The 24,208-nt window shown below is 72.9% G+C and carries 20 protein-coding genes and 1 pseudogene; 8 read left to right on the top strand and 13 right to left on the bottom strand.

Annotated features, from left to right (window positions below; translation table 11 throughout):
- Window positions 1-165: 165 nt before the first annotated feature.
- Entirely contained in the window at window positions 166-2,937 is a 2,772-nt protein-coding gene (locus ACFWRO_RS03630) for a SpoIIE family protein phosphatase (protein ID WP_384503934.1), read from the top strand.
- Between the two features lie 33 nt (window positions 2,938-2,970).
- Here the strand turns inward: ACFWRO_RS03630 and ACFWRO_RS03625 are convergent, their stop codons facing one another.
- Window positions 2,971-5,028, bottom strand: coding sequence for a SpoIIE family protein phosphatase (locus ACFWRO_RS03625; RefSeq protein ID WP_384503933.1), 2,058 nt, complete (start codon window positions 5,026-5,028; stop codon window positions 2,971-2,973).
- 102 nt (window positions 5,029-5,130) lie between these two features.
- On the bottom strand, window positions 5,131-6,480 hold the full coding sequence (locus ACFWRO_RS03620; protein WP_384503931.1) for a glycoside hydrolase family 3 protein: 1,350 nt from the start codon (window positions 6,478-6,480) through the stop codon (window positions 5,131-5,133).
- A gap of 86 nt (window positions 6,481-6,566) precedes the next feature.
- Between ACFWRO_RS03620 and ACFWRO_RS03615 the strand changes: the two genes are divergently transcribed.
- Window positions 6,567-7,067 (top strand): family 20 glycosylhydrolase, encoded by a 501-nt coding sequence (locus ACFWRO_RS03615; protein WP_384503929.1) that lies wholly within the window; start codon window positions 6,567-6,569, stop codon window positions 7,065-7,067.
- Window positions 7,068-7,108: 41 nt separating this feature from the next.
- Entirely contained in the window at window positions 7,109-9,049 is a 1,941-nt protein-coding gene (locus tag ACFWRO_RS03610; RefSeq protein WP_384503927.1) for a cellulase family glycosylhydrolase, read from the top strand.
- Here the strand turns inward: ACFWRO_RS03610 and ACFWRO_RS03605 are convergent.
- Window positions 8,988-10,211: an aromatic amino acid transaminase gene (locus tag ACFWRO_RS03605; RefSeq protein ID WP_384503925.1), complete on the bottom strand. Its 1,224-nt coding sequence runs from the start codon at window positions 10,209-10,211 to the stop codon at window positions 8,988-8,990. The genes ACFWRO_RS03610 and ACFWRO_RS03605 overlap by 62 nt on opposite strands.
- A complete protein-coding gene (locus tag ACFWRO_RS03600; RefSeq protein WP_384503923.1) occupies window positions 10,204-11,190 on the bottom strand; it encodes a DMT family transporter in 987 nt (328 codons plus the stop codon). The genes ACFWRO_RS03605 and ACFWRO_RS03600 overlap by 8 nt, the downstream gene beginning before the upstream one ends.
- Window positions 11,191-11,366: 176 nt before the next feature.
- On the opposite strand from ACFWRO_RS03600, the gene ACFWRO_RS03595 reads away from it, so the two are divergent.
- A complete protein-coding gene (locus ACFWRO_RS03595) occupies window positions 11,367-11,825 on the top strand; it encodes an Lrp/AsnC family transcriptional regulator (protein WP_384503921.1) in 459 nt (152 codons plus the stop codon).
- Between the two features lie 28 nt (window positions 11,826-11,853).
- On the opposite strand, the gene ACFWRO_RS03590 is transcribed toward ACFWRO_RS03595, so the two are convergent.
- The 4 genes and pseudogenes from ACFWRO_RS03590 to ACFWRO_RS03575 form a co-directional block, all read right to left on the bottom strand.
- Window positions 11,854-12,417 (bottom strand): tellurite resistance TerB family protein, encoded by a 564-nt coding sequence (locus ACFWRO_RS03590; protein WP_384503919.1) that lies wholly within the window; start codon window positions 12,415-12,417, stop codon window positions 11,854-11,856.
- Between the two features lie 124 nt (window positions 12,418-12,541).
- Window positions 12,542-12,869: pseudogene (locus ACFWRO_RS03585) on the bottom strand (FAD-binding domain-containing protein); the annotation flags it as partial.
- A 4-nt stretch (window positions 12,870-12,873) separates the two neighbouring features.
- Window positions 12,874-14,379, bottom strand: a complete 1,506-nt coding sequence (locus ACFWRO_RS03580) for an SDR family oxidoreductase (protein WP_384503918.1) — start codon at window positions 14,377-14,379, stop codon at window positions 12,874-12,876.
- Window positions 14,380-14,576: 197 nt separating this feature from the next.
- Window positions 14,577-14,699, bottom strand: coding sequence for a hypothetical protein (locus tag ACFWRO_RS03575; RefSeq protein ID WP_384503917.1), 123 nt, complete (start codon window positions 14,697-14,699; stop codon window positions 14,577-14,579).
- 456 nt (window positions 14,700-15,155) lie between these two features.
- Between ACFWRO_RS03575 and ACFWRO_RS03570 the strand changes: the two genes are divergently transcribed.
- Together ACFWRO_RS03570 and ACFWRO_RS03565 are read left to right on the top strand one after the other, a co-directional pair.
- Window positions 15,156-16,280, top strand: coding sequence for an SPFH domain-containing protein (locus tag ACFWRO_RS03570; RefSeq protein ID WP_384503915.1), 1,125 nt, complete (start codon window positions 15,156-15,158; stop codon window positions 16,278-16,280).
- 53 nt (window positions 16,281-16,333) lie between these two features.
- Window positions 16,334-17,257: a C40 family peptidase gene (locus tag ACFWRO_RS03565; RefSeq protein WP_384503913.1), complete on the top strand. Its 924-nt coding sequence runs from the start codon at window positions 16,334-16,336 to the stop codon at window positions 17,255-17,257.
- Between the two features lie 76 nt (window positions 17,258-17,333).
- On the opposite strand, the gene ACFWRO_RS03560 is transcribed toward ACFWRO_RS03565, so the two are convergent.
- Window positions 17,334-17,543, bottom strand: a complete 210-nt coding sequence (locus ACFWRO_RS03560; protein WP_384503911.1) for a hypothetical protein — start codon at window positions 17,541-17,543, stop codon at window positions 17,334-17,336.
- Between the two features lie 562 nt (window positions 17,544-18,105).
- Here ACFWRO_RS03560 and ACFWRO_RS03555 point away from each other — a divergent pair.
- A complete protein-coding gene (locus ACFWRO_RS03555; RefSeq protein WP_384503909.1) occupies window positions 18,106-19,125 on the top strand; it encodes an alpha/beta hydrolase in 1,020 nt (339 codons plus the stop codon).
- 64 nt (window positions 19,126-19,189) lie between these two features.
- On the opposite strand, the gene ACFWRO_RS03550 is transcribed toward ACFWRO_RS03555, so the two are convergent.
- Window positions 19,190-19,867: a response regulator gene (locus tag ACFWRO_RS03550; RefSeq protein ID WP_384503907.1), complete on the bottom strand. Its 678-nt coding sequence runs from the start codon at window positions 19,865-19,867 to the stop codon at window positions 19,190-19,192.
- Window positions 19,855-21,066, bottom strand: coding sequence for a sensor histidine kinase (locus ACFWRO_RS03545; RefSeq protein WP_384503905.1), 1,212 nt, complete (start codon window positions 21,064-21,066; stop codon window positions 19,855-19,857). Before ACFWRO_RS03545 ends, ACFWRO_RS03550 begins: the two co-directional genes overlap by 13 nt.
- A gap of 312 nt (window positions 21,067-21,378) precedes the next feature.
- On the opposite strand from ACFWRO_RS03545, the gene ACFWRO_RS03540 reads away from it, so the two are divergent.
- Window positions 21,379-22,140: a response regulator transcription factor gene (locus tag ACFWRO_RS03540; protein ID WP_384503904.1), complete on the top strand. Its 762-nt coding sequence runs from the start codon at window positions 21,379-21,381 to the stop codon at window positions 22,138-22,140.
- Here the strand turns inward: ACFWRO_RS03540 and ACFWRO_RS03535 are convergent.
- A complete protein-coding gene (locus ACFWRO_RS03535; RefSeq protein WP_384503902.1) occupies window positions 22,137-22,661 on the bottom strand; it encodes an O-acetyl-ADP-ribose deacetylase in 525 nt (174 codons plus the stop codon). The two genes, ACFWRO_RS03540 and ACFWRO_RS03535, sit on opposite strands and share 4 nt — an antisense overlap.
- Before the next feature lie 86 nt (window positions 22,662-22,747).
- On the bottom strand, window positions 22,748-24,160 hold the full coding sequence (locus ACFWRO_RS03530; RefSeq protein WP_384503901.1) for a phytoene desaturase family protein: 1,413 nt from the start codon (window positions 24,158-24,160) through the stop codon (window positions 22,748-22,750).
- Between the last annotated feature and the right edge of the window lie 48 nt (window positions 24,161-24,208).

Below are 24,208 nucleotides of genomic sequence, written 5' to 3'. Positions count from 1 at the left end.
CGTCCCCGGGTCCCGCCGGTGGCCCGGTCCGCCTCGATATCCGCCCGCGAGGGGAGCAGCATGGAAGCAGTGGATCCCCGAGGCCGCCGGCGGGCCGAGGAACCGAGGAAGTGGACGGGTGACTGCAGAAACCCTGACGACAGCCGAATCACCGAGAAGCACCCCATGAGCGGACGGCTTGGCCACCGGCCCAGGGGGCTGGGGCTGCGCAGTGTCGCGGGGCAGGTGTTCGCCCTCCAGGCGGTCATCGTCCTGGTGCTGGTCACCGTGGGCACGCTCGCCCTGATCTTCCAGGCCAGGTACGACACGGAGACCGACGCGCGCAACCGCTCCCTCGCCGCGGCGGAGGCCTTCGCGCACGCCCCCGGGCTCCTCGAGGCCCTGCGGGCCCCCGACCCGAGCGCCGAGCTCCAGCCGCGGGCCGAGAGCGCCAGGACGGCCGCAGGGCTCGACTTCCTCGCCGTGATGACCCCGGACGGGATCCGCTACACCGACTCCAGGCCCGAGCTGATCGGGGAACGCACCACCGGTGACATCGCGCGGGCCCGCGGAGGGGAGTCGTTCACGGAGATCTTCCACGGTGAGCCGTCGGACGCGGTCCGGGCCATCGTCCCGGTGCGCACCGACGACGGTGACATCGTGGGCCTCGTCAGCACCGGCATCGAGGTCGAGAACGTCGGCAACGTCGTCGAGGGCCAGCTGCCGCTGCTGCTCGGCACCGCCGGGGGCGCGCTGCTGCTCGCGGTGGGCGGCGCGGCGCTGGTGAGCCGGCGGCTTCGCCGGCAGACGCACGGGCTCGGGCCGGTCGAGATGACCCGGATCAACGAGCACCACGAGGCGGTCCTGCACGCCGTGCGCGAGGGGGTGCTCATCATCGACGCGGACCGGCGGCTGCTGCTCGCCAACGACGAGGCCCGGCGGCTCCTGGACCTCGGCCCTGAAGCCGAGCAGCGGCACGTCACCGAGCTGGGGCTCGATCCCCGTACCGCCGCGCTGCTCTCCTCGGACCGGGTCGTCAACGACGAGGTGCACCTGGCGGGCGACCGGCTGCTCGCCGTCAACGTACGCCCCACGAAGCCGTACCGGGGCCGCCCCACCGGCACCGTGATGACGCTGCGGGACTCGACCGAGCTCGCCAGCCTCTCCGGCCGCGCCGAGGTCGCCAGGGGGCGGCTGTCGCTGCTGTACGAGGCGGGGGTGCGGATCGGCACCACCCTGGACGTGGTGCGGACCGCCGAGGAGCTGTCGGAGGTGGCGGTGCCGCGCTTCGCCGACTTCGTCACGGTGGAGCTGCCGGAAACGGTGCTGCGGGGCGAGGAGCCGTCGCGCGCGCTCAGCGAGATGCGGCGGACCGCGCTGCGGGGCATCCGCGAGGAGCATCCGTTCCAGCCGGTGGGCGACCGGATCCGGTGCGTCGTGCCGACCACTCCGATGGCGCAGGCGCTCGACAGCGGTCACGCCGTCCTGGTGGCCGAGCTCGCCGAGGCGGACGGCTGGCGGGCCCAGGACCCCGAGGGCGCCCAGGGGGCCCTCGACTACGGGCTGCACTCGCTCGTCGCGGTGCCCGTGGTCGCCCGGGGCGTGGTCCTGGGCATGGCGAACTTCTGGCGCTCCGAGACCGAGGAGGCGTTCGGGGAGGAGGACCTGACCTTCGCCGAGGAGCTGACGGCGCGCGCCGCGGTCTCCATCGACAACGCCCGCCGCTTCACCCGCGAGCACGAGATGGCGGTGACCCTCCAGCGCAGCCTGCTCCCCCGGATCCTGCCCGACCTGTCGGCGGTGAACGTGGCGTTCCGGTATCTGCCCGCGAAGGCGGGGGTCGGGGGCGACTGGTTCGACGTGATCCCGCTGCCGGGGGCCCGGGTGGCGCTCGTCGTCGGCGACGTGGTCGGGCACGGGCTGCACGCGGCGGCCACGATGGGCCGGCTGCGGACGGCGGTCCTGAACTTCTCCACCCTGGATCTGCCGCCGGACGAGCTCCTGGGCCACCTCGACGAGCTGATCGACCGGATCGACCGGGGCCCGGCGGAGGGCGGCCCCGAGGGCGGAACCCCGGCGGACGGCGGTGCGGGAGCCGCCCAGGGCGGCGAGGGGCAGGAGCGGATCACCGGCGCCACCTGCCTGTACGTCATCTACGACCCCGCCGACGGCCGCTGCACCATGGCCCGGGCCGGGCACCCCGGGCCCGCGCTCGTCCATCAGGACGGCATGGTCGAGTACCTCGACCTGCCCGCCGGGCTTCCGCTCGGGGTGGGTGGGATGCCGTTCGAGACCACCGAGCTGTACCTGCCCGAGGGTTCGCGTCTGGTGCTGTTCACCGACGGCCTCCTGGAGGACCGCGACCGGGACTTCGACACCGGTCTCGCGCTGCTGCGCGAGGCGCTGGCCACCACGGGCCGCAGCCCCGAACAGGCCTGCGCCGACGTCCTGACCAAGGTGCTCGTGCCCGCGCCGGACGACGACATCGCGCTGCTCGTCGCCGACACCCGCCGTCTGGAGGCCGAACGGATCGCGGAGTGGGACGTTCCGCCGGACCCGGCCCAGGTCTCCCGGGTCCGGGGCGAGGGCGCGGCGCAGCTCGCCGCCTGGGGCCTGGACGAGGTCGCGTTCACGGCCGAGCTCATCCTCAGTGAGCTGGTCACCAACGCCATCCGGTACGGCGCCGAGCCCATCCGGGTCCGGCTGCTGCGCGACCGCCGGCTGATCTGCGAGATCTCCGACGGCAGCAGTACGGCTCCGCACCTGCGGTACGCGGCGACCACCGACGAGGGCGGCCGCGGGCTCTTCCTCGTGGCGCAGTTCGCCGAGCGGTGGGGCACCCGCTACACCGACCGGGGCAAGGTCATCTGGGCCGAACTGCCCCTGACCACGGCCGACTCGGAGCTGCGACCGCTGCCGGTGCCGGACCTGGACGCCCTGGAGGACCTGGCCTGGTGAGCCGGGGCCCGGCCCCTGCGGGCGGACGTCAGCTCAGAGGGACGTACGGGCCAGCAGCACCGCCACGTCGTCCCCCGGAGCGCAGGGCAGCAGCTGGTCGAGGATGGCCTCGCAGACCTGGCTGAGCGGCCGTTCCAGGTCGACCAGCGCCTCGGCGAGCTGGTCCATGCCCTCGTCGAGGTCGCGGTCCCGCGCCTCGATGAGGCCGTCCGTGTACAGCACCAGGAGGCTGCCGGGCGGCAGCAGGACCTCCTCGGTGGCGAAGTCCTGGCCGCCGGTGCCGAGCGGGGTGCCGGGCGGCCCCTCCAGGAAGGTGATCGCCCCGTCGGCGGTGGCCACGGCCGGTGGCGGGTGTCCGGCGCGGGCGAGGACGACGCTGCCGGTGGCCGGGTCGTGGACGGCGTACACGCAGGTCGCCATCTCGTCCTCGCCCAGGTCGGCGACGACGGCGTCGAGGGAGCGGAGCAGCTCGGCGGGGGGCACGCCGTGCCGGGCGAGGGTCCGTACGGCCGTACGGAGCTGGCCCATGACGGCCGCCGCGTGGATGCCGTGGCCCATGACGTCGCCGATGACGAGCGCGGTCCTGCCCTCGGGCAGGGCGATGACGTCGTACCAGTCGCCGCCGACGTCGTGGTCGCTGGCGGGCAGGTAGCGGCCGGTCAGCTCCAGGCCTTCGGCCTTGGGCAGGGCGTTGTTGGTCAGGCTGCGCTGGAGGGTGAGGGCGGCCTCGCGCTGGGTGGTGTACAGGCGGGCGTTGTCGATGTTCAGGGCGGCGCGGGCGACGAGTTCGTCGATGAGGACGAAGTCCTGCTCGTCGAAGGGTTCGCGGTCGTAGAGCCGGGTCACGGAGACGGTACCGAGCACCTTGCCGCGGGCGACGAGCGGAACGATGCGCGCGCAGCCGATGCTGGCCTCGAAGTAGGCGCGCAGGGGTTCGGTGCGCGGGTCGGGGAAGAGCGCGGGCAGGTCGGAGTGGTAGAGGTTCATCGGCCGGGCGTCGGTGATGACCTGCTCGTACGCCGTGCCCAGCGGGATCTGGAAGGTCTGTCCCGGGACGAGCATCGCGGTGGGGGCGGTCGGGTCGGGGAAGACGGCGGCGAGGCGGCGCAGCAGGCCGTGGGCGGAGGCGCCCGCCTCGTCGGGTTCGAGCACGGATTCGAGCAGCTGGACGTCGGCGGAGTCGGCGAGCTGCGGTACGAGGAGGTGGACGACCTCCTCGGCGGTCTGGCGCAGGTCGAGGGTGGTGCCGATCCTCGTGCCGGCCTCGGCGAGCAGGGCGAAGCGCCGGTTGGCCCGTTCGGCCTCGACGAGCGCCCGCTGGCCCTCGGTGATGTCGATGAGGGAGGCGATCAGGCCGAGCCTGCGGCCCGAGCCGTCGACCAGCGGGGCGTAGGAGCAGGACCAGGTGCGGTCGCGGTCGGGGTCGGCCGGGGTCCGGCCGGTGCGGCGTACGTCGACGACGGCCCGGCCGCTCTCCAGGACCTGCCGCATGGTGGCTTCCAGGGCGACGGCGTTGACGCCGGGCACGACCTCGGTGAGCCGTTTTCCGAGGTGCTCGGCGGGCGGCAGGCCGTTCATCCGCGCCAGGGCGTCGTTGACGCGGATGAACCGCAGGTCGGTGCCGAGGGTGGCGAGGCCGATCGGCGACTGGGTGAAGAGGCTCTGGAGCGCGGCGAGCGAGTCCCGCATGCGCAGGACCTCGGAGGTCTCGACCGCGATGAGCATGGCCCCCGGCCGCCCCTGTGGGTCGACCTCGGGGACGATCCACATCTCCATGGTCACTTCGTGACCGTCCCGGTGCCGCACGGGCAGGGTGCCGACGACGGTCTCGCCGGACTGGACGCGCCGGGTCAGCTGGTCGGCGAGTTCCTGGTTGGCGTCGGGCACCAGAATGGGTGCGGCGGGGCGTCCGATCACGTCCTCGGGGCGGTATCCGAGCAGGTCCTGGGCGGCCAGCGACCACTCGACGACGCGCCCGTCCTCGTCCTCCCGCCAGAGGGCGATCGGGAGGACCTCCCGCAGGACACCGGCGTAACCGATGGCCGCCGGCGGTCGCTCCGGCCTCTGGCTCGCCGACTCAGTAGTGTCCAACGGTTCGACCTAACCCCGGGGGGTGCTTTCCTACCCGATCACCCTATCCGAGCCCTTGTCACGGAGCCCTGCGGTACGGCTCCAGGAGGGCGCCAGGGGCGTCTAGAGCATCGGCAGCTCCCGGCCGACGAGGAGCTCGGCCGCCGCCTGGGCGCAGACCCGGGCCGCCCCGTGGGTCAGTACGTACCGGGCGGCGGGCGGGGTGCCGTGCGGGAGGCCCATCTCGACCAGGACGGCGTCCGGCCGCAGGGCGGTGAGCCGGGCGACCGCGGCGGTGATCCAGGGGTGCTGGTGGGCGTCCCTGACCGTGATCACCAGGGGTGCCCCGCGCGGTACGTCCGCGAGGAGGTCCGCGGGCTCGGTGTCGTGCCGGACGACGACCGTGCCGGGCAGCACGGAGGCGAGCAGCTCTCCGACGCCCCAGGACGTGTGGCCGACGGCCGGATTGGGTTCGGCGCCCAGCTCGACGACGACGGGTGCGGCGGGCAGCGGCTCGACGCCGGCCGACCGGACCGCGCGCCGGGCGGCGGCGAGGCCGATCCGGTGGTCGGGCGCGGTGGAGCGGTCGAGGCGGGTACGGGTCCACTCCCCCAGCGCGGTGACCCGGTCGGCGGCCTCGGCGAGCCGCTCCTCGGGCAGCCGGCCCGCGCGGACGGCGGTGACGATCGCCTCGCGCAGGGCGGCCGTGCGGGCCTCGCCGTGCTTCACGCCGAGGCAGAGGGCGTCGACGCCCGCGACGAGCGCCCGGACGGAGCCCTCCACGAGGCCGACGGTGTCGTGGACGGCGGCCATCTCCATGGAGTCGGTGATCACCACGCCCTCGTAGCCGAGCCGCTCGCGCAGCAGGCCGGTGACGATGGGCGCGCTGAGGGTGGCCGGCTCGGTGTCGAAGGCGGTGGCGGTGATGTGGGCGGTCATGACGGACCGTACGCCCGAGGCGATGGCGGCGCGGAACGGCGGGAAGGCGGTGGCCTCGAACTCGGCGCCGGTGTCGTCGACGACCGTGCGCTCGTGATGGGAATCGGTCGTGGTGTTGCCGTGGCCGGGGAAGTGCTTGGCGCACGCGGCGACGCCGACGGACTGGAGCCCCTCGATGTACGCGGCGGTGTGCGCGGCGACCGTCTTGGGGTCGGAGCCGAAGGACCGTACGCCGATCACCGGGTTGGCCGGGTTGTTGTTGACGTCGGCGACCGGGCCCAGGTTGAGGTTGACGCCCGCGACGGCGAGACTGCGGCCGATCTCGGTGGCGACCGCCCGGGTCAGTTCGGGGTCGTCGACGTGTCCGAGGGCGTGGTTGCCCGGCCAGGAGCTGCCTCGGGCGATCTCCAACCGGGTGACGTCGCCGCCCTCTTCGTCGATGCCGATCAGCGCGGCCGGGTTCACGGCGCTCAACTGGCCGCCGAGTCTGGCCAGTTGTTCGGGACCGGTGACGTTGCCGTGGTACAGCACCACACCGCCGAGGCCGGAATCGAGCTTGCGGAGCGCGCCGGGTCCGCGAGGCGGGGCTCGCGGGGACCGGGGCGCTCCACGGCTGGTTCATGGCCCGCGCGGGTGAGGTGGTGCTGCGCGCCGGGCGCCGGCCGCTCGCCTGGGCGGAGGGCGCGGGCCCCGCGCTGCCGTCCTCGTTCACGGTGATGGCCTGGCGGGACGAGGCCCACGGCCTGGCCGCCGCCCGCCGGGGCCAGGACGTGGTGATGGCCCCGCACCTCACCACGTACCTCGACTACGCCGAATACCCCGAGAACACCGACAGGCCCGGTGAACCGCCCGCTCAGCCCGGGCACTCGATCCCGCTGCGCGCGGTCCAGGCGTACGACCCGGACGTCCACGACCGAGTGCTCGGCACCCAGGCGCAGTTGTGGACCGAGTACCTGCCGACCCCTCACCTCATCGAGTACCGCGCCTTCCCCCGGCTCGCCGCCCTCGCCGAGTCGGCCTGGTCGGGACCGGCCCCCTGGCACGACTTCCACCACCGCCTCACCCACCACCGCGCCCGCCTCGACGCCCTGGGGGTTCCGCAGTCACCGACCCGCCGGTAACTTGGCGCCGCCCACTCCCCCACCGTCCTGGCAGGTACGAGATGCAGAGCTTGTTACGCACAGCCCGAGGCGCCCTGCTCGTGGGCGCCCTGCTGGCCCCGGCCGTCGTGCCGGGCGCCGCCGCGGCGCAGCCCGGCCCATCCTCCGTGACCCCCTCGGCGGCGCCCTCCGCAGCGCCCGCCGCGACCGCGATCGACTGGACGCCGCCGCTGTCCACACGCGGCCGGTACATCGTCGACGCCGACGGCGACCGCTTCCGGCTCCGCTCCGCCAACTGGGACGGCGCCCAGGGCTCGTGGAACGGTTCGGGCGACATCGCCGACCCCGCCAACCACCACGCCGGGCAGAACGCGAACGGCATTCCGATCGGCCTGGACCGCACCCCGCTGCCCACGCTCCTCGCCGACTTCCGCGCCCTCGGCCTGAACAGCATCCGGCTGCCGTTCTCCAACGAGATGCTGCGCGCCACGACCCCCGTGCCGGACTCGGCCGTCGCAGCCAACCCGGGGCTGCGCGGCAAAACCCCGCTCCAGGTCTTCGACTCCGTCGTCGCCGCCCTCACCGACGGCGGGTTCGCCGTCGTCCTCAACAACCACACGGTGACGACCCGTTGGTGCTGCGCCGTGGACGGCAACGAGCGCTGGAACAGCAGCGGGCAGTCCACCGCCCAGTGGGCCGACGACTGGGTCTTCATGGCGAAGCGCTACCGCGCCAACCCGCGCGTGGTCGGCGCCGACCTGTACAACGAGGTCCGCCGCGACATCTGGGACGACCCCAACTGGGGCCTCGGCGACAACCACGACTGGCACGCCGCCGCGCAGGAGGCGGGCGACCGCATTCTGGCCGAGGCCAACCCGGACCTGCTCATCGTGGTCGAGGGCATCAACTGGCAGGGCATTCCGGTGGACGGCCTCCCGCACGGCCGCCCCACCCTCAGCCCGGTCCGTACCCTCTCGCACACCCTCGTCGTGTCCAACAAGCTTGTCTACTCAGCCCACTTCTACGGATACACCGGTCCGAACCACAGCGGCGCCACGGGCATGGGCGAGACCACCGACCCCCGCTACCAGGACCTCACCCGCGAGCAGCTCCGCCAGGTCGTCCACGACCAGGCGCTCTACGTCTCCACAGAGACCGGCACGCACTTCACCGCCCCGGTCTGGGTCAGCGAGTTCGGCATCGGCGCCGACGAGCGCGTCGACAAGCCGCGCGCCTGGTTCGGCAACCTGACCGAGCTGTTTCGGGACGCCGATGTGGACTACGCGTACTGGCCGCTGGTCGGCTGGAACAACAGCAGTGGTGGCGGCGACAGTTGGGCGCTGCTGCGGTACGACTCCGAGGGCCGGCGGACCGGTGTCCTGGACGCGGGCGATTGGCGCACTGCTGCCTGGAGCGGCTTGACGTCCGCGCCCGGTCGCACCGGGGCCGTTCCGGTCGACACTGCCTGGTACCAGCTGACGACCGACCACCGTGACCACAACGCCTCGCTGCGGGTGCGGGCCGGTGGCGACTGGGACAGCGGCGCCCGTAAGGCCGTCTGCCCCGACGGGTCGCGGATCGCCGGGCTCAGCCACACCGGAGGCAGGGGCCTCTGCGTGAGCTCGGGGCTGCGGGCGGCCTCCGGCGGGCACACCGTCGTCCGCGACGAGTCGCAGGTCCCGGCGGGCGGCGACTGGGCCTCGGGCTACACCAAGTACCAGTGCCCTGCAGGGCAGTTCCTCATCGGGTACAGCCTGCGGGGCACCCGTGTCTCCGCCGCGCTGTGCACCCCCGCGGGCACGGCGCTCCCGGCGGCCGCGGGCCGGACGCTGTGGTTCGACCGCGGCGACAACCGCCCGGCCGGCGCGCCCGGCGGGGAGTACGCGCAGGGCCACTACAAGGGGCAGTGCGCGCCCGGCGAGTACGCGGCCGGGATCGCGTTCACCACGCGGTTCGGTGCCCGGCCGTCGCCGGCCGCGCTGCTGTGCCGACCGGAGGCTTAGCGGGAGAGTCGAGGGAGGCGGTGATGGACTGCGCGAGGAACGGGATCCGGTGCGCGCAGACGCCCGCGATGTTGATGCGTCCCGCGTTCGTCCCGTAGACGCCGGACTGTCCGCGCATCCGGCGCATCTGCTCCGGCGTCAGAGGCAGCATGGAGAACATGCCCTTCTGGCGCCGGAGCGAGGCGGCGACGTCCGGGCAGCCGAGGGCCTCCAGGTGCGCGACGAGGTCGGCCCGGTTGGCGGTGATCCGGCCACGCATGGCGTCGAGTTCGGCCCGCCAGGTGGCCCGGAGCCCGGCGTCCTCCAGGATGGTGGCGACGACTGCGGCGCCGTGGTCGGGCGGCATCGAGTACAGGACGCGGGCGGCGTTCTGCAGGGCCGTCTCGACGTGTCGCAGCGTCTGCCGTGAGGGGCCGAGGACGATGGCGCAGCCGGTGCGGTCGCTGTAGAGGCCGAAGTTCTTGGAGCAGCTGACGGCGATGAGCACCTCGGGCAGCCGGTCGGCGAGCATCCGGGTGGCCCACAGGTCGGCGTCGAGGCCGTCGCCGAGCCCGTGGTACGCGAGGTCGACGAAGGGGACCCAGCCGTTCGCCTCGGCGAGCCCGGCCAGCGCCTCCCAGGTCTCCGCGTCGGGGTCGGTTCCGGTGGGGTTGTGGCAGCAGCCCTGGAGCAGGACCACGTCGCCCCGGCGCGCGGCGCGCAGGTCCTCCAGGAGCCCTTCACCGTGTCCGTACGTCCGGACCGTGAGCCCGGCGCCTTCGAGGATGGGGCGGTGGTTTACGTACGCGGGGTCGCTGATCCACACCGTGGTGCCGGGGCGGGTCTGGCGTACGAGATCGGCGATCAGGCGCAGGGCCCCGGTGCCGGCCACCGTCTGCACGGCCGTCGCGCGGGCGGTCCTGGCCTCGGTGCCGAGGACCATGGAGAGCATGGCCCGGTTGAAGGCGGTGTTGCCGGAGAGGCCCCGGTACTCCTTGGAGGCGGCCCGGTCGGCCAGGCGTATCTCGGCCTCCTTGACGGCGGCCATGACCGGGGTGGTCCCGGTGTGGTCGCGGTAGACGCCGAGGACGAGGTCGAGGCGCTCGGGGCGCGGGTCGGCGGCGAACTCGGCCGACAGGTCCCACAGCGGGTCCACGGGCGGGGCGGAGAGCAGCTCAAGCATGGGCGGCGACCTTGGTTCGGGGGCGCCGGTTGGCGAGCGCGACGCCGAGGGTGATGAGGGGGACGCCGACGAGGACGGACAGGGTCGGCGACTCGTCGAGGAGGGGTACGGCGAGCAGGACGACGGCGACCGGGCTGAGTGAGCCGACGACCGAGCTGCGCTCGGGGCCGAGGCGGCGGATGGCGAACGCGTACAGCAGTCCGGCGCACAGCCCGACGCCCAGGCCCTGGACGACGAGGAACAGGGCGATGTCACCGGCGGCGGCGTGGGCGATCCCGGTGGGCAGGACGCCGGTCAGGGCGAGCAGAGCGACGACGGCGAAGGACGGCAGGCAGAGCAGGCCGATGGAGCCGACCGGGTCGAGATCGACCTCGCGCAGGCCCACGGTGTAGAGGGCCCAGAGGCCACTGGCGAGCAGCAACGTTCCTGCACCGAGCAGGACGTCCGCGTCCAGGGCTGCCGTGTACCGCCAGACCAGGGCGCCGACTCCGGCCACGATCAGGGCGAGTCCCGCCGCCTGCGTACCGCGCGGGACGCTCTTGCCGCCCGCGACCATGAGCGCGGAGACGAAGAGCGGGACCATGCCGGGGACGATCGCGCCGACGAAGGCGGCCGAGGTCAGCGAACCGCCGTACATGGCGGCGAGGAAGAAGGGGACGCCCGCCCCGCAGACGATCTTGGCGGCGGTCGCGGGGCGTACCGCGACGAGCTGCCGTCGGCGCCGCCAGAGGGCCGGGGCCAGGACCACGAGCGGCACTCCGAAGCGCAGCAGGGCCGCGTCGGCGGGCAGGAGGGTGGAGGCGCCGAGGGCGCGGGCGCTCAGCGCGAAGGCGGCCCAGATGGCGACGGTGAGGAGCAGGGCGACGAGGCCCACGGCCTGCGGCGAGAGCGTGATGCCGGTCCGGGTGGCGCGGCCGGTCCTGAAGGTCCGACGCGCCTGCCCCAGCGGCGGTGCTCCCGCCGTCCGTATACCCCCCACGAGGAGCCTCCCGCTCGCATCCACTGCATCGAATCCACTGCTTCGAGCAACGGTAGGGCTTGCGGCGGGGCAGCCGATTGCCAGTTCTGCCCTCCAGACCTAGCGTGAGGGCAGAATCTGCCAAGGATCGGCCGAGGGTCTACGAAAGTCGGCCGGGAACGCGCGAAGGAGTGGACGTGGACGCCGTGGACTTCCAGATCATCCGCGAGTTGCAGGCGGACGGCCGCCTGTCCAACCAGGACCTCGCCGACCGGATCCGACTCTCCCCGTCACCGTGCCTGCGCCGGGTGCGGCGCCTGGAGGAGGCGGGCCTGATCCGCGGCTACACGGCCGTGGTGGACCAGGTCACCTTCGGGCTGCCGATCACCGTCTTCGTACGGATCCGGCTTGAGCGGCACACGCGCGAGATCGTCGACGTCTTCGAGGACCACGTCGGCCGGATCGAGCACATCCAGGACTGCTATCTGATGGCGGGCAGCAGCGACTATCTGCTCAGAGTCGTGATCGAGAACCTGGAGGCGTACGAATCCCTGGTACGCCACCAGATCCACGCCATCCCGGGCATCGCCTCGATCGAGTCCAGCTTCGCCTACGGCAGCGTGAAGCAGTCCAAGATCTACCCCCGCCCGGCCTGAGGCCTTGGACCGGGCACGCGCGGGGCCGTCAGAGGCCGAACTCCTGCGGGGACACGCCGAGCGCCGCGCACGCCTCGCGCAGGACCTGCTCCTCGGCCGGGGCGACGTACCCGTCCGCGCCGGCGACGACGAAACCGGTCTGCACGACCGCCTTGGCCTCCACGGGCTTCTTCGCCGCCTTGGCGATCTCCTGCATCGCCTCGACCTTGCCCTGCTGGAAGTTGTACGTGAGCTGGTCGACGTGCTTGTTGAACCGCTGCCGCAGCTGGTCCGGCGGGAAGTTCTTCAGGACGTCGTTCTGGAGGATGAGCGACTCCACGTGCTGGCGCTCGGCCGGGTCGACGGACCCGTCGGCGGCCGCGACCAGCGCGCACATGGCCATGCTGGCGTCGCGGTAGGCGCCGCTCTTGAGCTCCGTCTTGAGGGAGGCCAGCTGGGTCTTGAGCACGCCCACGAGCTGCGCCTTCGACCCCCCGCCCGCGCGCGGACCGGGCCGCGGCGCACCCCCGGAGCCGGCGCCGGAACCGCGTGCTCCCTGCGCCTGCTGCTGCAGCCCCTTGGCCTGGTCCTTGATCCGGTCCCACATCGCCATCCGTGCCACCTCGCGTACGCGTTCGCTCCTCCGCGCGAGTACCGCGCGGTCCCCCTGAGAACTCCGACGCGCACCCGCGAGTTCCCGGCGTCCCCCGGACGGCGCACCGAGCGCTCAGCCGTCCTCAGTCACGCTCGCGGGCGCGGCGGAACCGCGCCAGGCCGTCCGCGAGGCCAACGACCGGCTCCGGATAGTCGCGTGACGCCTTCTCCTTCGGGCCGAGTTTCCACGGTTCGTGGAAACGCGAGTTGCCGCATGGCCGCGTCGACCACGGGGTAGCCGGTCCGGCCCTCCCGCCAGGCGCGGAGGTCCGCCTCGGCCCGCTTCCCGCGACGCCAGCGGTCGTGCCTCGGCCGGTAGTCCTCCGTGGCGGTGTCCGGGCGGGCGTTCAGGACCTGGTGGTGGAAGTCCCGCCAGCACACCTGCCGTACGAACGCCTCCGCGCCCGCGCCTCGTCTATCGCCGCCGCTCGACGGCTTCCTCCCCGGCCTTCCCGGTGCCTTCCTCGGCCGTACGGGCGATCCTGCGGGCCATGCCGCCGAAGACGACCGCGTGGAAGGGGGCGACGCTCCACCAGTAGAGCTGCCCGGCGAGACCCCGCGGGTGGAAGAGGGCGCGCTGCCGGTACCGGGACCGGCCGTCGCCGTCCCGCTCCGCGTACATCTCCAGCCAGGCCTTGCCCGGCAGCCGCATCTCCGCCCGGAGCCTGAGCATGCTCCCCCGCTCGATCTCCTCCACGCGCCAGAAGTCCAGGGCGTCGCCGACGCGCAGCCGGGCGGCGTCGCGGCGCCCTCGGCGCAGCCCGGCCCCGCCGACGACGCGGTCGAGCCAGCCGCGTACGGCCCAGGCGAGCGGGAAGGAGTACCAGCCGTTCTGGCCGCCGATCCCCTCGATGACCCGCCACAGCGCCTCGGGCTCGGCCTCGACGTCCCGTTCCCGTTCGTCGGTGTACAGGCTGCCGCCCGCCCAGTCGGGGTCGGTGGGCAGCGGGTCGCTGGGGGCGCCGGGCAGCGCGGCCGAGGACCAGCGGGTGACGACCTGGGCGTCGCGCACGCGCTGGAGGGCGAGGGCGAGGGCCCGGTCGAAGGGCAGGGGCGCGCCCGGCGGGTCGGGCACATGGCGGGCGATGTCGTGTTCGGCGCACACGACCTCGTACCGCAGGGATTCGGCGAGGGGCCGGGCCAGCGCGGCAGGTACGGGCGTGACCAGGCCGATCCAATGACTGGACAGTCCCGGAGTGAGCATGGGCACCGGCAGGATCAGGCGCCGGGGCAGCCGGGCGACCTGGGCGTACCGCTCCATCATCTGCCGGTACGTGAGGACGTCGGGGCCGCCGATGTCGAAGCTCCGGTTGACGTCGGCGGGCATGCGGGCGCTGCCGACGAGGTAGCGCAGGACGTCGCGGACGGCGATGGGCTGGACCCGGGTGCTGACCCAGCTGGGCGTCACCATGACGGGGAGGCGTTCGGTGAGGTAGCGGAGCATCTCGAAGGAGGCGGAGCCGGAACCCACCACGACGGCCGCCCGCAGGACGGTCGTCGGCACCCCGGAGGCGAGCAGGATCCGGCCGACCTCGGCCCGGGAGCGCAGGTGCGTGGAGAGTTCGTCGTCCGGGATCCCGGCGGGGGTGAGGCCGCCGAGGTACACGATGCGGCGGACCCCGGCCGCCCGGGCCTCCGCGGCGAAGGTACGGGCGGCGAGCCGGTCCGTCTCCTCGAAGTCCCGCCCCGAGGTCATCGAGTGCACGAGGTAGTACGCGACGTCCACCTCGCGCAGGGCGGGCCGCAGGCTGTCCGCGTCCCTGACGTCACCCCGGACCACCTCGACGCGGCCCGCCCACGGGTGGTCGCGGAGATGGGCGGGGGTGCGGGCCAGACAGCGGACGGCATACCCGGCGTCGAGCAACTCGGGCACGAGCCGCCCGCCGATGTACCCACCCGGGCCGGTGACCAGGCACTTCATGGGCGACCGCCTCTTTCCCTCAGCTCCGGACGAGGACGACAAACGATGTTCCGCATACGGTATTCGGCCGCGGCCGCCCTCCTGGATACGGACTCGCGAAAACCCGGTAGGCCGTCTCGTCGAAGAGGACGAAGCTGACCTCCTCGACGGCGGTCTCTTGGCCGGTGTGCGGCGGCGGAGGCCGTCGGAGGACGGCGTCAGGCGAAGAAGCGCCGCACCTGCTCGTCCAGATCGAAGTGGTCCTCTTCGCTGCCGGCGGGCACGAGGCCGGTCATCCGCCGGCACCAGACGTCGACGTCCGTCGCGTCGAGCGACAGCATGCGCTGTCCGTTGGTGGAGCAGAAGCGGATCCTGACCCGCCCGCCGCTCCTCCAAGGGCAGAACTGTCTCTATCTGTTGAGTCGCTGCACTCCTCCCGCCGTCAGCATGCCTGCAGGCGCGCCCCGAACACGGAAAGCCTGAGGGCCACTTCAGGAGGCGGCCAGGTCTCATGACGACACGACAGGAAAAGGGACCAAGGTCCCGTCCTTCGGGACCTTTGCGGGGATGAACGGGCCGCGCGGAGCGCAGAGGATCGATCCATTCATGATCGTTATCGAACCTCTGAGGTGGCCTTGACTCACGCGCCGAGCGGAACCGGGGGGCGTACCTCGGGAGAGCCGGGCATGCCCCGACCGGGGGCCGCGGAGGACCGAACTCCCCAGGTCCCCCCATCGATTGCGGAGGCGGCCGCGGAGGCTGCGCCCACCGCCGCATCCGCGCCCACGCCTCCGTCCATGCCCACGCTGGTCGTGCGTTCGCACCGGCACCCCGTCGCACTGGGACCGCTGTTCCGCGACGAGGCACCGGAGCCCGACACCCTGGAACAACCCGCCGTGGGCAGAGGGCCCCGGCCGGAACGGCCACCACGGCTCGAACGGCCGGAACGGCCACCACGGCCGGAGTCGGATGCCCCCTCCCGCCCCGCCGCCCACCGGTCGCTGCCACCGGTCCTGGACCCCGGACTCGCCGAGCGCCGGGCGCACGCCTGTTCCGGCTGGTGGGCCGTAACGTCCCTGGTCACGGCCGGTACGGCGGCCACCTGGCTGATCCGGAACCGGGGTCTGCCCACCCGGATCGAGCCGGCGTCCTGGCCGACCGCGGCCGTGGCCGGGTGCCTGCTGGTCACCCTGCTCGCCGCCGCCGGGCTGCGGCGCGGCCGGGCCGGACACGCCCACGTGGTGACCCTGTTCGGCCGCTACCGCGGCACGATCCGCCGTACCGGCCTCCTGTGGTCCTCCCCCTTCCGCCGGCACGCGCGGATCGACGTACGACTACGGCACTGGCGCAGCGAACCGCTGGCCGTGGTGGACGCCGAGGGCACCGCGCTGCACACCGTCGTCCTGATCGTCTGGAGGGTGAAGGACACCGCGCGGGCGCTGCTCGCCGTCGACGACCACCTCGCCTACCTCCGGGAGCAGGTCGAGTCGAGCGCCGCCCGGGTCGTCTCCCGGATGCCGGCCGACTCCTTCGGCGACTCCGTCCACGAGGCCGCCGGCACCGCCACGGACAGCACGATCGCGACCCTGCGCGACATGCAGGCGGTCGGCGACGAGCTCACGCGGGTGCTCGCCGCCGAATGCCGGGCCGTGGGCGTCGAGGTGTTCTCCGCCCGCCCGCTGCAGATCGCGTACGCCCCCGAGGTGGCCGAGGCGATGCAACGCCGCCGTGTCGCGGCGATCGACGCCCGCCACCGGGACTCCGTCCTCACCTCCGTCATCGACACCGTCGACGACGCCGTGCACCGCATGGCCGACCGGGGGCTCGTCGGTCTCGACGACTACGAACGCAAGGCACTCGTCAAGGACTTGACGGTCGCCTTCTACACGGCACGCGGCAGCGCCGCGGACGCCCGCCGCTGAACGGCCTCTCCGTTCCGCGGCCTTCCCCTCCCCACCCCCGAAAGGAAGCAGCCTTGCCTTTGCGTACCCCCGAGTTCACCGAGGCCGTACCCGACCGTTGTGACTGCGTCGTCTGCGCCCGTACCGCGTCCAGGACCGCGGCCCGGACGGAACGGCAGCGCTGCTCCGTCCGCGGCGCCGTGGTCGCGGCGGTCGGCGCGGCCGTGCTGGTCGGCGCGGCAGCCGGTACCGCCGCCGCCGAGCCCGCGCCCAGCCGGGCCGGCTGGGACGGCTCGAAGTACTGGTACAAGGACGAGACCGGCTGGTGGCGTTGGACCTCGCACTACGACAAGTACCGCGCCAAGTCCGGGCAGGCGGGCGGCCGCAGCAGCAACAACGGGAGGCAACAGGCCGGCGGTTCCGGCGGTACGCGCACCTCGGAGCCGGTGTTCCGCGGCCGCCAGGGCTGGGATCCCGTCGACCGCGTGTACTGGTACGAGCGGAACGGCGCCTGGTGGTGGACCAGCCACCGGGACAAGTACGAGCGTCACGCGGGAGGCGGCGGCTCCGCCCGGCCGGCCGGCGGCGGGTCCGGCGGTTCGGGCAGCTCCAGAGGCACCGGGACGCCCGTCCGGTACGGCACCGAGGCGGCCATCGCCTACGCGATGAACCACCTGGGCGACCCGTACGTCTGGGGCGGCAACGGGCCGCACGGCTGGGACTGTTCGGGCCTGGTGAAGGCGGCGTACCAGAGCGCCGGGATCAGCCTCCCGCGGGTCGCGGACAGCCAGTACCGGGCCACCACACCGATCTCGCGGTCCGAACTGCGCCGCGGCGACCTGGTGTTCTGGTCGAGCAACGGCCGGGCCTCCGGCATCCACCACGTCGCCGTCTACCTCGGCGGCGGCCAGTACCTGGAGGCCCCGCGGCCCGGAAAGAACGTCCGGATCTCCTCGTTCGGCAACTACAACCCGAACCTGTACGGCCGGGTGCGCTGAGCGTCCTCGTCATACGCGCAGCCGCCGATCGCACGACTGCGATCGGCGGCTGCGCGGCGTTGCGACGGCGCTGCGGTCAGGAGGACGCGGACTCCGAGCCTGTCGGCGCCGGACGAACGACCGTCTCCGCACTCCCGCGTCGCCTCAGCGTGAGCGCCCTCCCGGCGGCGCACCACAGCATGATCACACCGACCGTGATGGCGGCGATGCGGTGAACCGTCGGCAGTCCGTCGGACGGCGTCCACGGTTCGGGCGGCATGAGCGCGATCACGTCGCCGTTCCTCATGCCCTGGGTCCGGACCGGCTCCGTGACCGAAGGGCTGGAGCCGGCGCCGACGACTCCCTCGTCAAACGACCTGGAGATGCGGGTCCCACCCCGGCGGCGGCCTGCCGGACTGTCTGCTGAAACGGCCTTCAGCAGACAGCCCGGCAGGCCACACGCACAGGCATATTCGGGACGCACGCTATAGGACCTCAGCAAAGGGGACACAAACGGTGTCTCGATCCGCCGCATCCGGCAGCCGACCGAACGTGTCCGCCGCCGAGGCGCCCCGTGCCTTCGCTCGGACGGGCCCTCGCGACTTCCTCCGTACTCGGCTGCCAACGCCGCCGCCCGCAGCGGGAGGCTGCGGGGGCTCCCACGGCCCCGGAGACACCGCCTTCCCGCGGCGGTACCGCGGCGCGGGCCCACGGGTACGAAAGGCAGCCGGATGCCCGCCCGAGCGCCATGGCGGCTGCCACGACGGGGTGGAGCGCCTTGCGCCGGACGCCGTCGGTGGACGGCCCCGTCTGACCTGCCGGCCACAGTCCGCGGGCCCGCGGTTCCCCATCCACCGAAAGGACGTCCCATGACCTACGCCTACGACCGGGAACTCGCGGCCTGGGCCGCCATGCTCCCACCGGTCGACCACAGCGATCCCGACAGCGCCCGGGAGCAGGTGCGCCAGGCCCGGTTCCAGCAGCCTTTGCGATCCGTTCCCGAGGATCTGTGGATCTCGGAGATCGACGTGCCGGGCCCCGTCGGTGCCCCCGCCGTTCCTGTTCGCGTGTACGCGCCCGTCCGCCCCGCGGCCCCGTGGACGGCACTGCCCGCGGTCCTCTACTTCCACGGCGGCGGTTTCGTCACCGGCGACCTGGAGACCGGTCATGACGAATGCGTCCGGACCGCCGGCGCGCTCGGCGTCGTCGTCGTCAACGTCGGCTACCGGCTGGCTCCGCAACACCCCTACCCCCATGCCCTCATGGACGCCCACGCCGTCCTGTACTGGCTGTCCACGCAAGGCGAGCCGCTGGGCGTCGACCCCAACCGGATCGCCGTCGTGGGCGAGGACGCGGGCGCGGGCATCGCGGCGTCCCTGTGCCTGCTCGCCCGGGAGCGCGCGGGCGTGCGCCCTTGCTTCCAACTGCTGGCCGATCCCCTGCTGGACGACCGGCTCGCGTCCCTCTCCGCCGAGGCGTTCGTGGACACGCCCGTCCTCGACCGCGTCCAGGCGGCCAACATGTGGTTCCACTACATCGGCGCCGCCGCGGGCGGTCCACGTGTCTCGCCGTACGCCGCACCGGGCCGCGCCGACGACCTGACCGGGCTGCCGCCCACGCACCTGTCCGTGTGCGAGTTCGACCCGGCCCGGGACGAGGGCATCGCCTACGCGGAACGGCTCATACGGGCCGGGGTGTCCACCGAACTCCACCACTACCCCGGCACGTTCCACGGTTCCGCCTCGGTCCCCGGGGCGGCGGTCGCCCTGCGGATTCGGGAGGACCGGATCCACGCGCTCCACCGTGCGCTGTTCGCCCCGCCGCCCCCGCCCGTCCCGGCTCAGGGGTCGCTCGTCGGCCTCGGCAGCGCGGCGCGCACAGACGTCTGACCCTGATGGCTCCGTCCGTGCGAGAACGGCGTGGCCAGGTCGTCGTCCCCTGCCGTCGGGCGCGTCACCTCGTACCGGTCAGGCCTGCCTGGTGGGCCAGGATCGCGGCCTGGGTGCGGTTGTCGACTTCCAGTGCTGTCAGGAGCCGCGACACGTAGGCCTTGACCGTCCCCTCGGACAGGTGCATGGACCGGGCGATCTCGGCATTGGACAGGCCGGCTCCCAGGTGGCGCATGAGTTCCCGCTGCTGTTCGTTCAGGCCGGCCAACCGCCGGCGCTCCTCGGGGGCGGGTACCGAACGGCCCTCCGGCCCTCCCCCGGCACCCGCCATGGCCAGCCGAGAGGCCGGGCCGGGAGCGAGCGCCGTGGCGCCCGACGCCACCAGACGTACGGCGGCCACGACCTGCTCGGGAGGAGCGTCCTTGAGCAGGTAACCCGTGGCTCCCGCCCTGAGGGCGCGGGCGATGCCGTCCTCGGTGTCGAAGGTGGTCAGCACGAGGACCGCGGGCGGTTCGGGCAGTTCCATCAGCCGCCGGGTGGCCGCGATGCCGTCCATGCCCGGCATCCGCAGATCGGTCAGCACGATGTCGGGCCGCCCTTCGCGGGCCTGCTCCAGTACCTGGGCGCCGTCGCCGGCCTCCGATATGACGACGATGCCGTCCTGACTCTCCAGCAGAGTACGCAGAGCGAACCGCATCAGGGGTTCGTCGTCCGCCACGATCACGCGGATCACCGTGCGCATCCTTCCGTCAGAGCCTGTCCGACGCGGGGCGGCGGGGCGCAGGGGTCGCCTTCGACGGGCAACGACACGGAGACCCGCCAGCCGCCGTCCGCGGTGGGACCCGCGGCGAACGTGCCACGCAACAGGGAGACGCGTTCGCGCAGTCCGGTCATGCCGAAGCCCCCGCCGGTGTCGGGGGACCGTGCCAGAGCACCGGTGAGAGCCGGCGCATTGGTCACTCGCACCGACAGACAAGAGCCTTCGCGGTCCACCCGGACCGTCGTACGGGCCCCGGGCGCGTGCTTGACGGTGTTGGTCAGCGCTTCCTGGACCGTCCGGTAGACGGTCAGCGCGGCCTCCGAAGGGACCTCCCCCGCCGGTCCCGTCTCGTAGTCGACAGGGAGCCCGACCGACCGCGCCTCCTCGACCAGGTGGTCGAGGTCGCTCAGCCGACGGCCTGCCACCACCGAGCCCTCACCGTCCCGCAGCGTGCCCACCACGTGCCGCAGGTCGCGCATGGCGGCCCTCGCGGTGTCGCCCATGGCCCGGGCGAGCTGTCGCCCCTCGGGGCGAGGGCCTCCCGCGGCCTCGATCGCGCCGGCGTGCATGGCCATGATCGCGATGCGGTGACCGAGTACGTCGTGCATCTCCCGGGCCAGCCGGAGCCGTTCCTCGGTGCGCGTCCGCTCGGCCCTCCGCTCCCGCTCCTCGCGCAAGGCCGCGAGTGCGCGCTCGTACGCCCGTGAACCCAGGCCGAAAACCACCGGGAAGACGCCATAGAGAGCGGCACACGCGAACTGACCGGCGAGGGTGATGCCGACGTGGCCGGGCAACAGTGCTTTGAGGATGGTGAAGCCGACCCAGGCGAGGGCGATCACGACGGTCCGGTGGCGGCTCTGGTCCCGGGCCAGGCAGTACAGGGCGAGGAAGACCGGGACCCTCGACCCGTCGACGACCAGGCCTGCGGCGGCGAGCACGGCGACCGTCAACGGCGCCTGGCGACGCCACAGGAAGCCGGCCGAGACGATGACCGCGACCACGGCGCCGGGCAGGGTTCCGCTGACCAGTCCCGTGTGCGGATCCAGGGCGCTGGACAGCGACCCGACCGCCACGACAGTGACGATCACCAGGTCGCTCCGCAGCAGCCAGGTGCGGCCGACGGGGGTCACGAGCGTGGCGTACCAGCGCTCGAAGGCGTCCGGAGCGGCGAGGGCAGTCACAAGGGTCCTTGTTCAGTTCGTGTGATTCCACCAGAAGAGCGGCAGACCCTACCAGAGAGGACTAGACCAATCAGTGACGCGGGCCACATCGCGGAGCTTCAACGCCAGGCATTCACTTTCGTCGACACCGTTCACCATCGCCAGGGATCGCGGCGACGAAAGTGAACGAGGCCACCGGGTAATTCACCTCCGTCCACAAAAAGTGACCGAAAGCATCCGATCGGGAGAGTGGCGGCCGGGCGGGCACTGATTCCGGTCTAGTTTCTTGCCCTAGAAGAGCGGTGAAGTCACCCCCACTCCGAAGGGAATTCCGTGCGCATCCTCCTGATCGAACGCCGTGCCCGTTTCGCGAATACGTTGCGGCAGAAGCTGGCGGCAGAGGGATTCCACACGGAAAGAGCCCCCGACGGGCGCTCGGGACTCCGACGGGCACTGGACGGCGACCACGACGTGATCGTGCTCGATGTCCTCCTGGCCGGCCTGAACGGCTACGAGGTGTGCGCGCGGATCCGCGCGGCGGGCCGCACCACCCCGGTCCTGATCCTCACGGCCAAGGACGGCGAGCACGACATCGCCGAAGGTCTTGAGAGCGGCGCTGACGACTACCTCGTGAAGCCGTTCGCCTTCCCGGTCCTCGTCGCCCGGCTGCGCGCCCTGCTGCGCCGGAGCGGGCTGCACACGTCGGCGGGCTGGCAGGTGGGCGATCTGCGGATGGACCCGGTCTCCATGAGGGTGTGGCGGGGCGGGGTGGAGATCGGGCTGACGGCGAAGGAATTCAGCGTTCTCGCATGCCTGACCCGCGAGGCCGACCGGGTGGTCACCAAGCCCGAGATCATCGAGCGGATCTGGGAGAAGCAGTCACCGCGGCGGACCAACATCGTGGAGGTCTACATCAGCGCCCTGCGCCGCAAGATCGACAGACCCTTCCGACAGGCGAGCATCGTCACAGTGCGGGGGGCCGGCTACAAGTTCGTCGCCGGTGCCGGTCCCGCACGCGGAGTGCCCCTACAGAAATGCCGCGATCGCGACCACGGACAGATCCTGTGGAACACCTTCGCAACTGAACCGAACTAAGAGGAGCGGATCCGCTGGGCGAACGTCCGGTACGCCTCCTCGTCGAAAAGGACGAACCTGACCTCCTCGACGCTGGTAATCGCGTCCCGCACCGCCTCGACAGCGATGCGAGCGGCGTCGGCCATGGGCCACCCGTACGCGCCGGTCGAGATCGCCGGGAAGGCCACTGTGCGCGCCCCCAGCTCGTCGGCGACCTTCAGGGACTCCCTGTAGCAAGAGGCCAACAGCGACGGGTCGCTGCTGGAAGCCTGATACACCGGGCCGACCGTGTGGATCACCCAGCGCGCGGCGAGTCGGCCCGCCGTCGTGGCGACGGCCTGACCGGTGGCAAGGCCCTTGCCGTAGTGGCCGGCCCTGAGCGCGCGGCACTCCGCCAGGATCTCGGGGCCGCCCTTGCGGTGGATCGCGCCGTCGACGCCGCCTCCGCCGAGGAGGGAGGAGTTCGCGGCGTTGACGACGGCGTCGGCGTCCTGGTCCGTGATGTCGCCGAAGACGAGGACGATGCCCGGGTGTGTCGTCATACGGTCATCATCTCCCGGTCGTCGACCGTGATCGCGGTCATCACCCGACCTCGCCCGTCCCGGCCCGTCATCCCCGACCTCGCCCGTCATCGCCCGGTCGCCCGGAGCCTGCGCCAGACCGCCTTCGCCGCGTTGTGTCCGGACATGCCGTGCACGCCCGGGCCCGGCGGGGTCGCGGAGGAGCAGAGGAAGACGGCCGGGTGCGGGGTCGCGTACGGGAAGAGGGAGAGCTTGGGGCGAAGCACCAGCTGGAGTCCGCGCGCCGCGCCGCAGGCGATGTCGCCGCCCACGTAGTTGGCGTTGCGGGCGGCCAGTTCCGCCGGGCCCGCCGTGGCGCGGGCCAGGACGCGGTCGCGGAAGCCGGGGGCGAAGCGCTCGATCTGGCGCTCGATGGCGTCCGTGAGGTCGCCGTCCCAGCCGTTCGGCACATGGCCGTACGCCCAGAACACGTGCTTGCCCTCGGGGGCGCGGCCGGGGTCGACGAGGCTGGGCTGGGAGGTGATGAGGAACGGGGTCCGGGGGGCCGTGCCGGAGGAGGCCTGGCGCAGGGCGGTGCCGATCTCGCCGCTGGTGGGCCCGACCTGTACGGTTCCGGCGTCGCGGGCCTCCTCGGCCGTCCAGGGCACGGGGCCGTCGAGCGCGTAGTCGATCTTGAAGGCGGCGGCGCCGTACCGGTAGTGGTCGTAGTAGCCGCCGAAGCCGGCGATCCGGGCGAGAGCGGTGGGTGAGGTGTCGAAGACGTACGCGCGGGCCGGCGGGAGGTCGTCGAGCCGCTTGACCTCGTAGTCGGTGTGGACCGCGCCGCCCAGGTCCTTCAGGTACGCGGCGAGGGCGTCCGAGATGGACTGGGAGCCGCCCCGGGGCAGCGGCCAGCCGCCCTCGTGCGCGGCGAGCGCGAAGACGAGGCCGACGGCCGAGGTGGCGAAGCCGTCGAGCGGGGCGATGACATGGCCGACGAGGCCGGAGAACAGGGCGCGCGCCTTGTCGTCCTGGAAGCGGCGGGTGAGCCAGGTCGAGGGACGCAGCCCGTCGAGGCCGAACCGGGCCAGTGTGACGGGGTCCCGGGGCAGCGCGGTGAGCGGCAGGGACATGAAGTCCCGTGTCAGGGTGTCCCACTTGCCGAGGTACGGGGCGACCAGGCGGCGGTACGTGCCGGCGTCGCGCGGCCCGAAGGAGGCGGCGGTCTCGGCGACGGAGCGGGAGAGCACGGCGGCGGTGCCGTCGTCCCACGGGTGGGCCATGGGCAGGCGCGGGTGGAGCCACTCAAGTCCGTACCGGTCGAGCGGCATCGTCTTGAAGACGGGCGAGCCGATCCCGAGCGGGTGCACGGCGGAACAGGGGTCGTGGCGGAAGCCGGGGAGGGTCAGCTCCTCGGTTCTGGCGCCGCCCCCGACGGTGGGCTTGGCTTCGAACACGGCGACGGAGAAGCCCCGTCGGGCGAGCTCCACCGCGGCCGTCAGTCCGTTGGGTCCCGCCCCCACGACGACGGCATCGAGCATCGACGGCACCTTGGACTCCTTCGTCGGTCAGCCGGTGGCCAAGACTCC

Origin of the sequence: Streptomyces sp. NPDC058579 (genome assembly GCF_042718575.1) — a bacterium.
GTDB lineage: Bacteria > Actinomycetota > Actinomycetes > Streptomycetales > Streptomycetaceae > Streptomyces.
This window is presented reverse-complemented; position numbering and strand designations above follow the sequence as displayed.

Coding starts and splice junctions, on each gene's coding strand:
- ACFWRO_RS03555 (WP_384503909.1), top strand. CDS start 18,106: ATGACCTACGCCTACGACCGGGAACTCGCGGCCTGGGCCGCCATGCTC.
- ACFWRO_RS03560 (WP_384503911.1), bottom strand. CDS start 17,543: ATGAGGAACGGCGACGTGATCGCGCTCATGCCGCCCGAACCGTGGACG.
- ACFWRO_RS03605 (WP_384503925.1), bottom strand. CDS start 10,211: ATGCTTGAGCTGCTCTCCGCCCCGCCCGTGGACCCGCTGTGGGACCTG.
- ACFWRO_RS03615 (WP_384503929.1), top strand. CDS start 6,567: ATGGCCCGCGCGGGTGAGGTGGTGCTGCGCGCCGGGCGCCGGCCGCTC.
- ACFWRO_RS03535 (WP_384503902.1), bottom strand. CDS start 22,661: ATGACGACACACCCGGGCATCGTCCTCGTCTTCGGCGACATCACGGAC.
- ACFWRO_RS03570 (WP_384503915.1), top strand. CDS start 15,156: ATGCCCACGCTGGTCGTGCGTTCGCACCGGCACCCCGTCGCACTGGGA.
- ACFWRO_RS03610 (WP_384503927.1), top strand. CDS start 7,109: ATGCAGAGCTTGTTACGCACAGCCCGAGGCGCCCTGCTCGTGGGCGCC.
- ACFWRO_RS03590 (WP_384503919.1), bottom strand. CDS start 12,417: ATGGCGATGTGGGACCGGATCAAGGACCAGGCCAAGGGGCTGCAGCAG.
- ACFWRO_RS03530 (WP_384503901.1), bottom strand. CDS start 24,160: ATGCTCGATGCCGTCGTCGTGGGGGCGGGACCCAACGGACTGACGGCC.
- ACFWRO_RS03575 (WP_384503917.1), bottom strand. CDS start 14,699: ATGCTGTCGCTCGACGCGACGGACGTCGACGTCTGGTGCCGGCGGATG.
- ACFWRO_RS03580 (WP_384503918.1), bottom strand. CDS start 14,379: ATGAAGTGCCTGGTCACCGGCCCGGGTGGGTACATCGGCGGGCGGCTC.
- ACFWRO_RS03550 (WP_384503907.1), bottom strand. CDS start 19,867: ATGCGCACGGTGATCCGCGTGATCGTGGCGGACGACGAACCCCTGATG.
- ACFWRO_RS03630 (WP_384503934.1), top strand. CDS start 166: ATGAGCGGACGGCTTGGCCACCGGCCCAGGGGGCTGGGGCTGCGCAGT.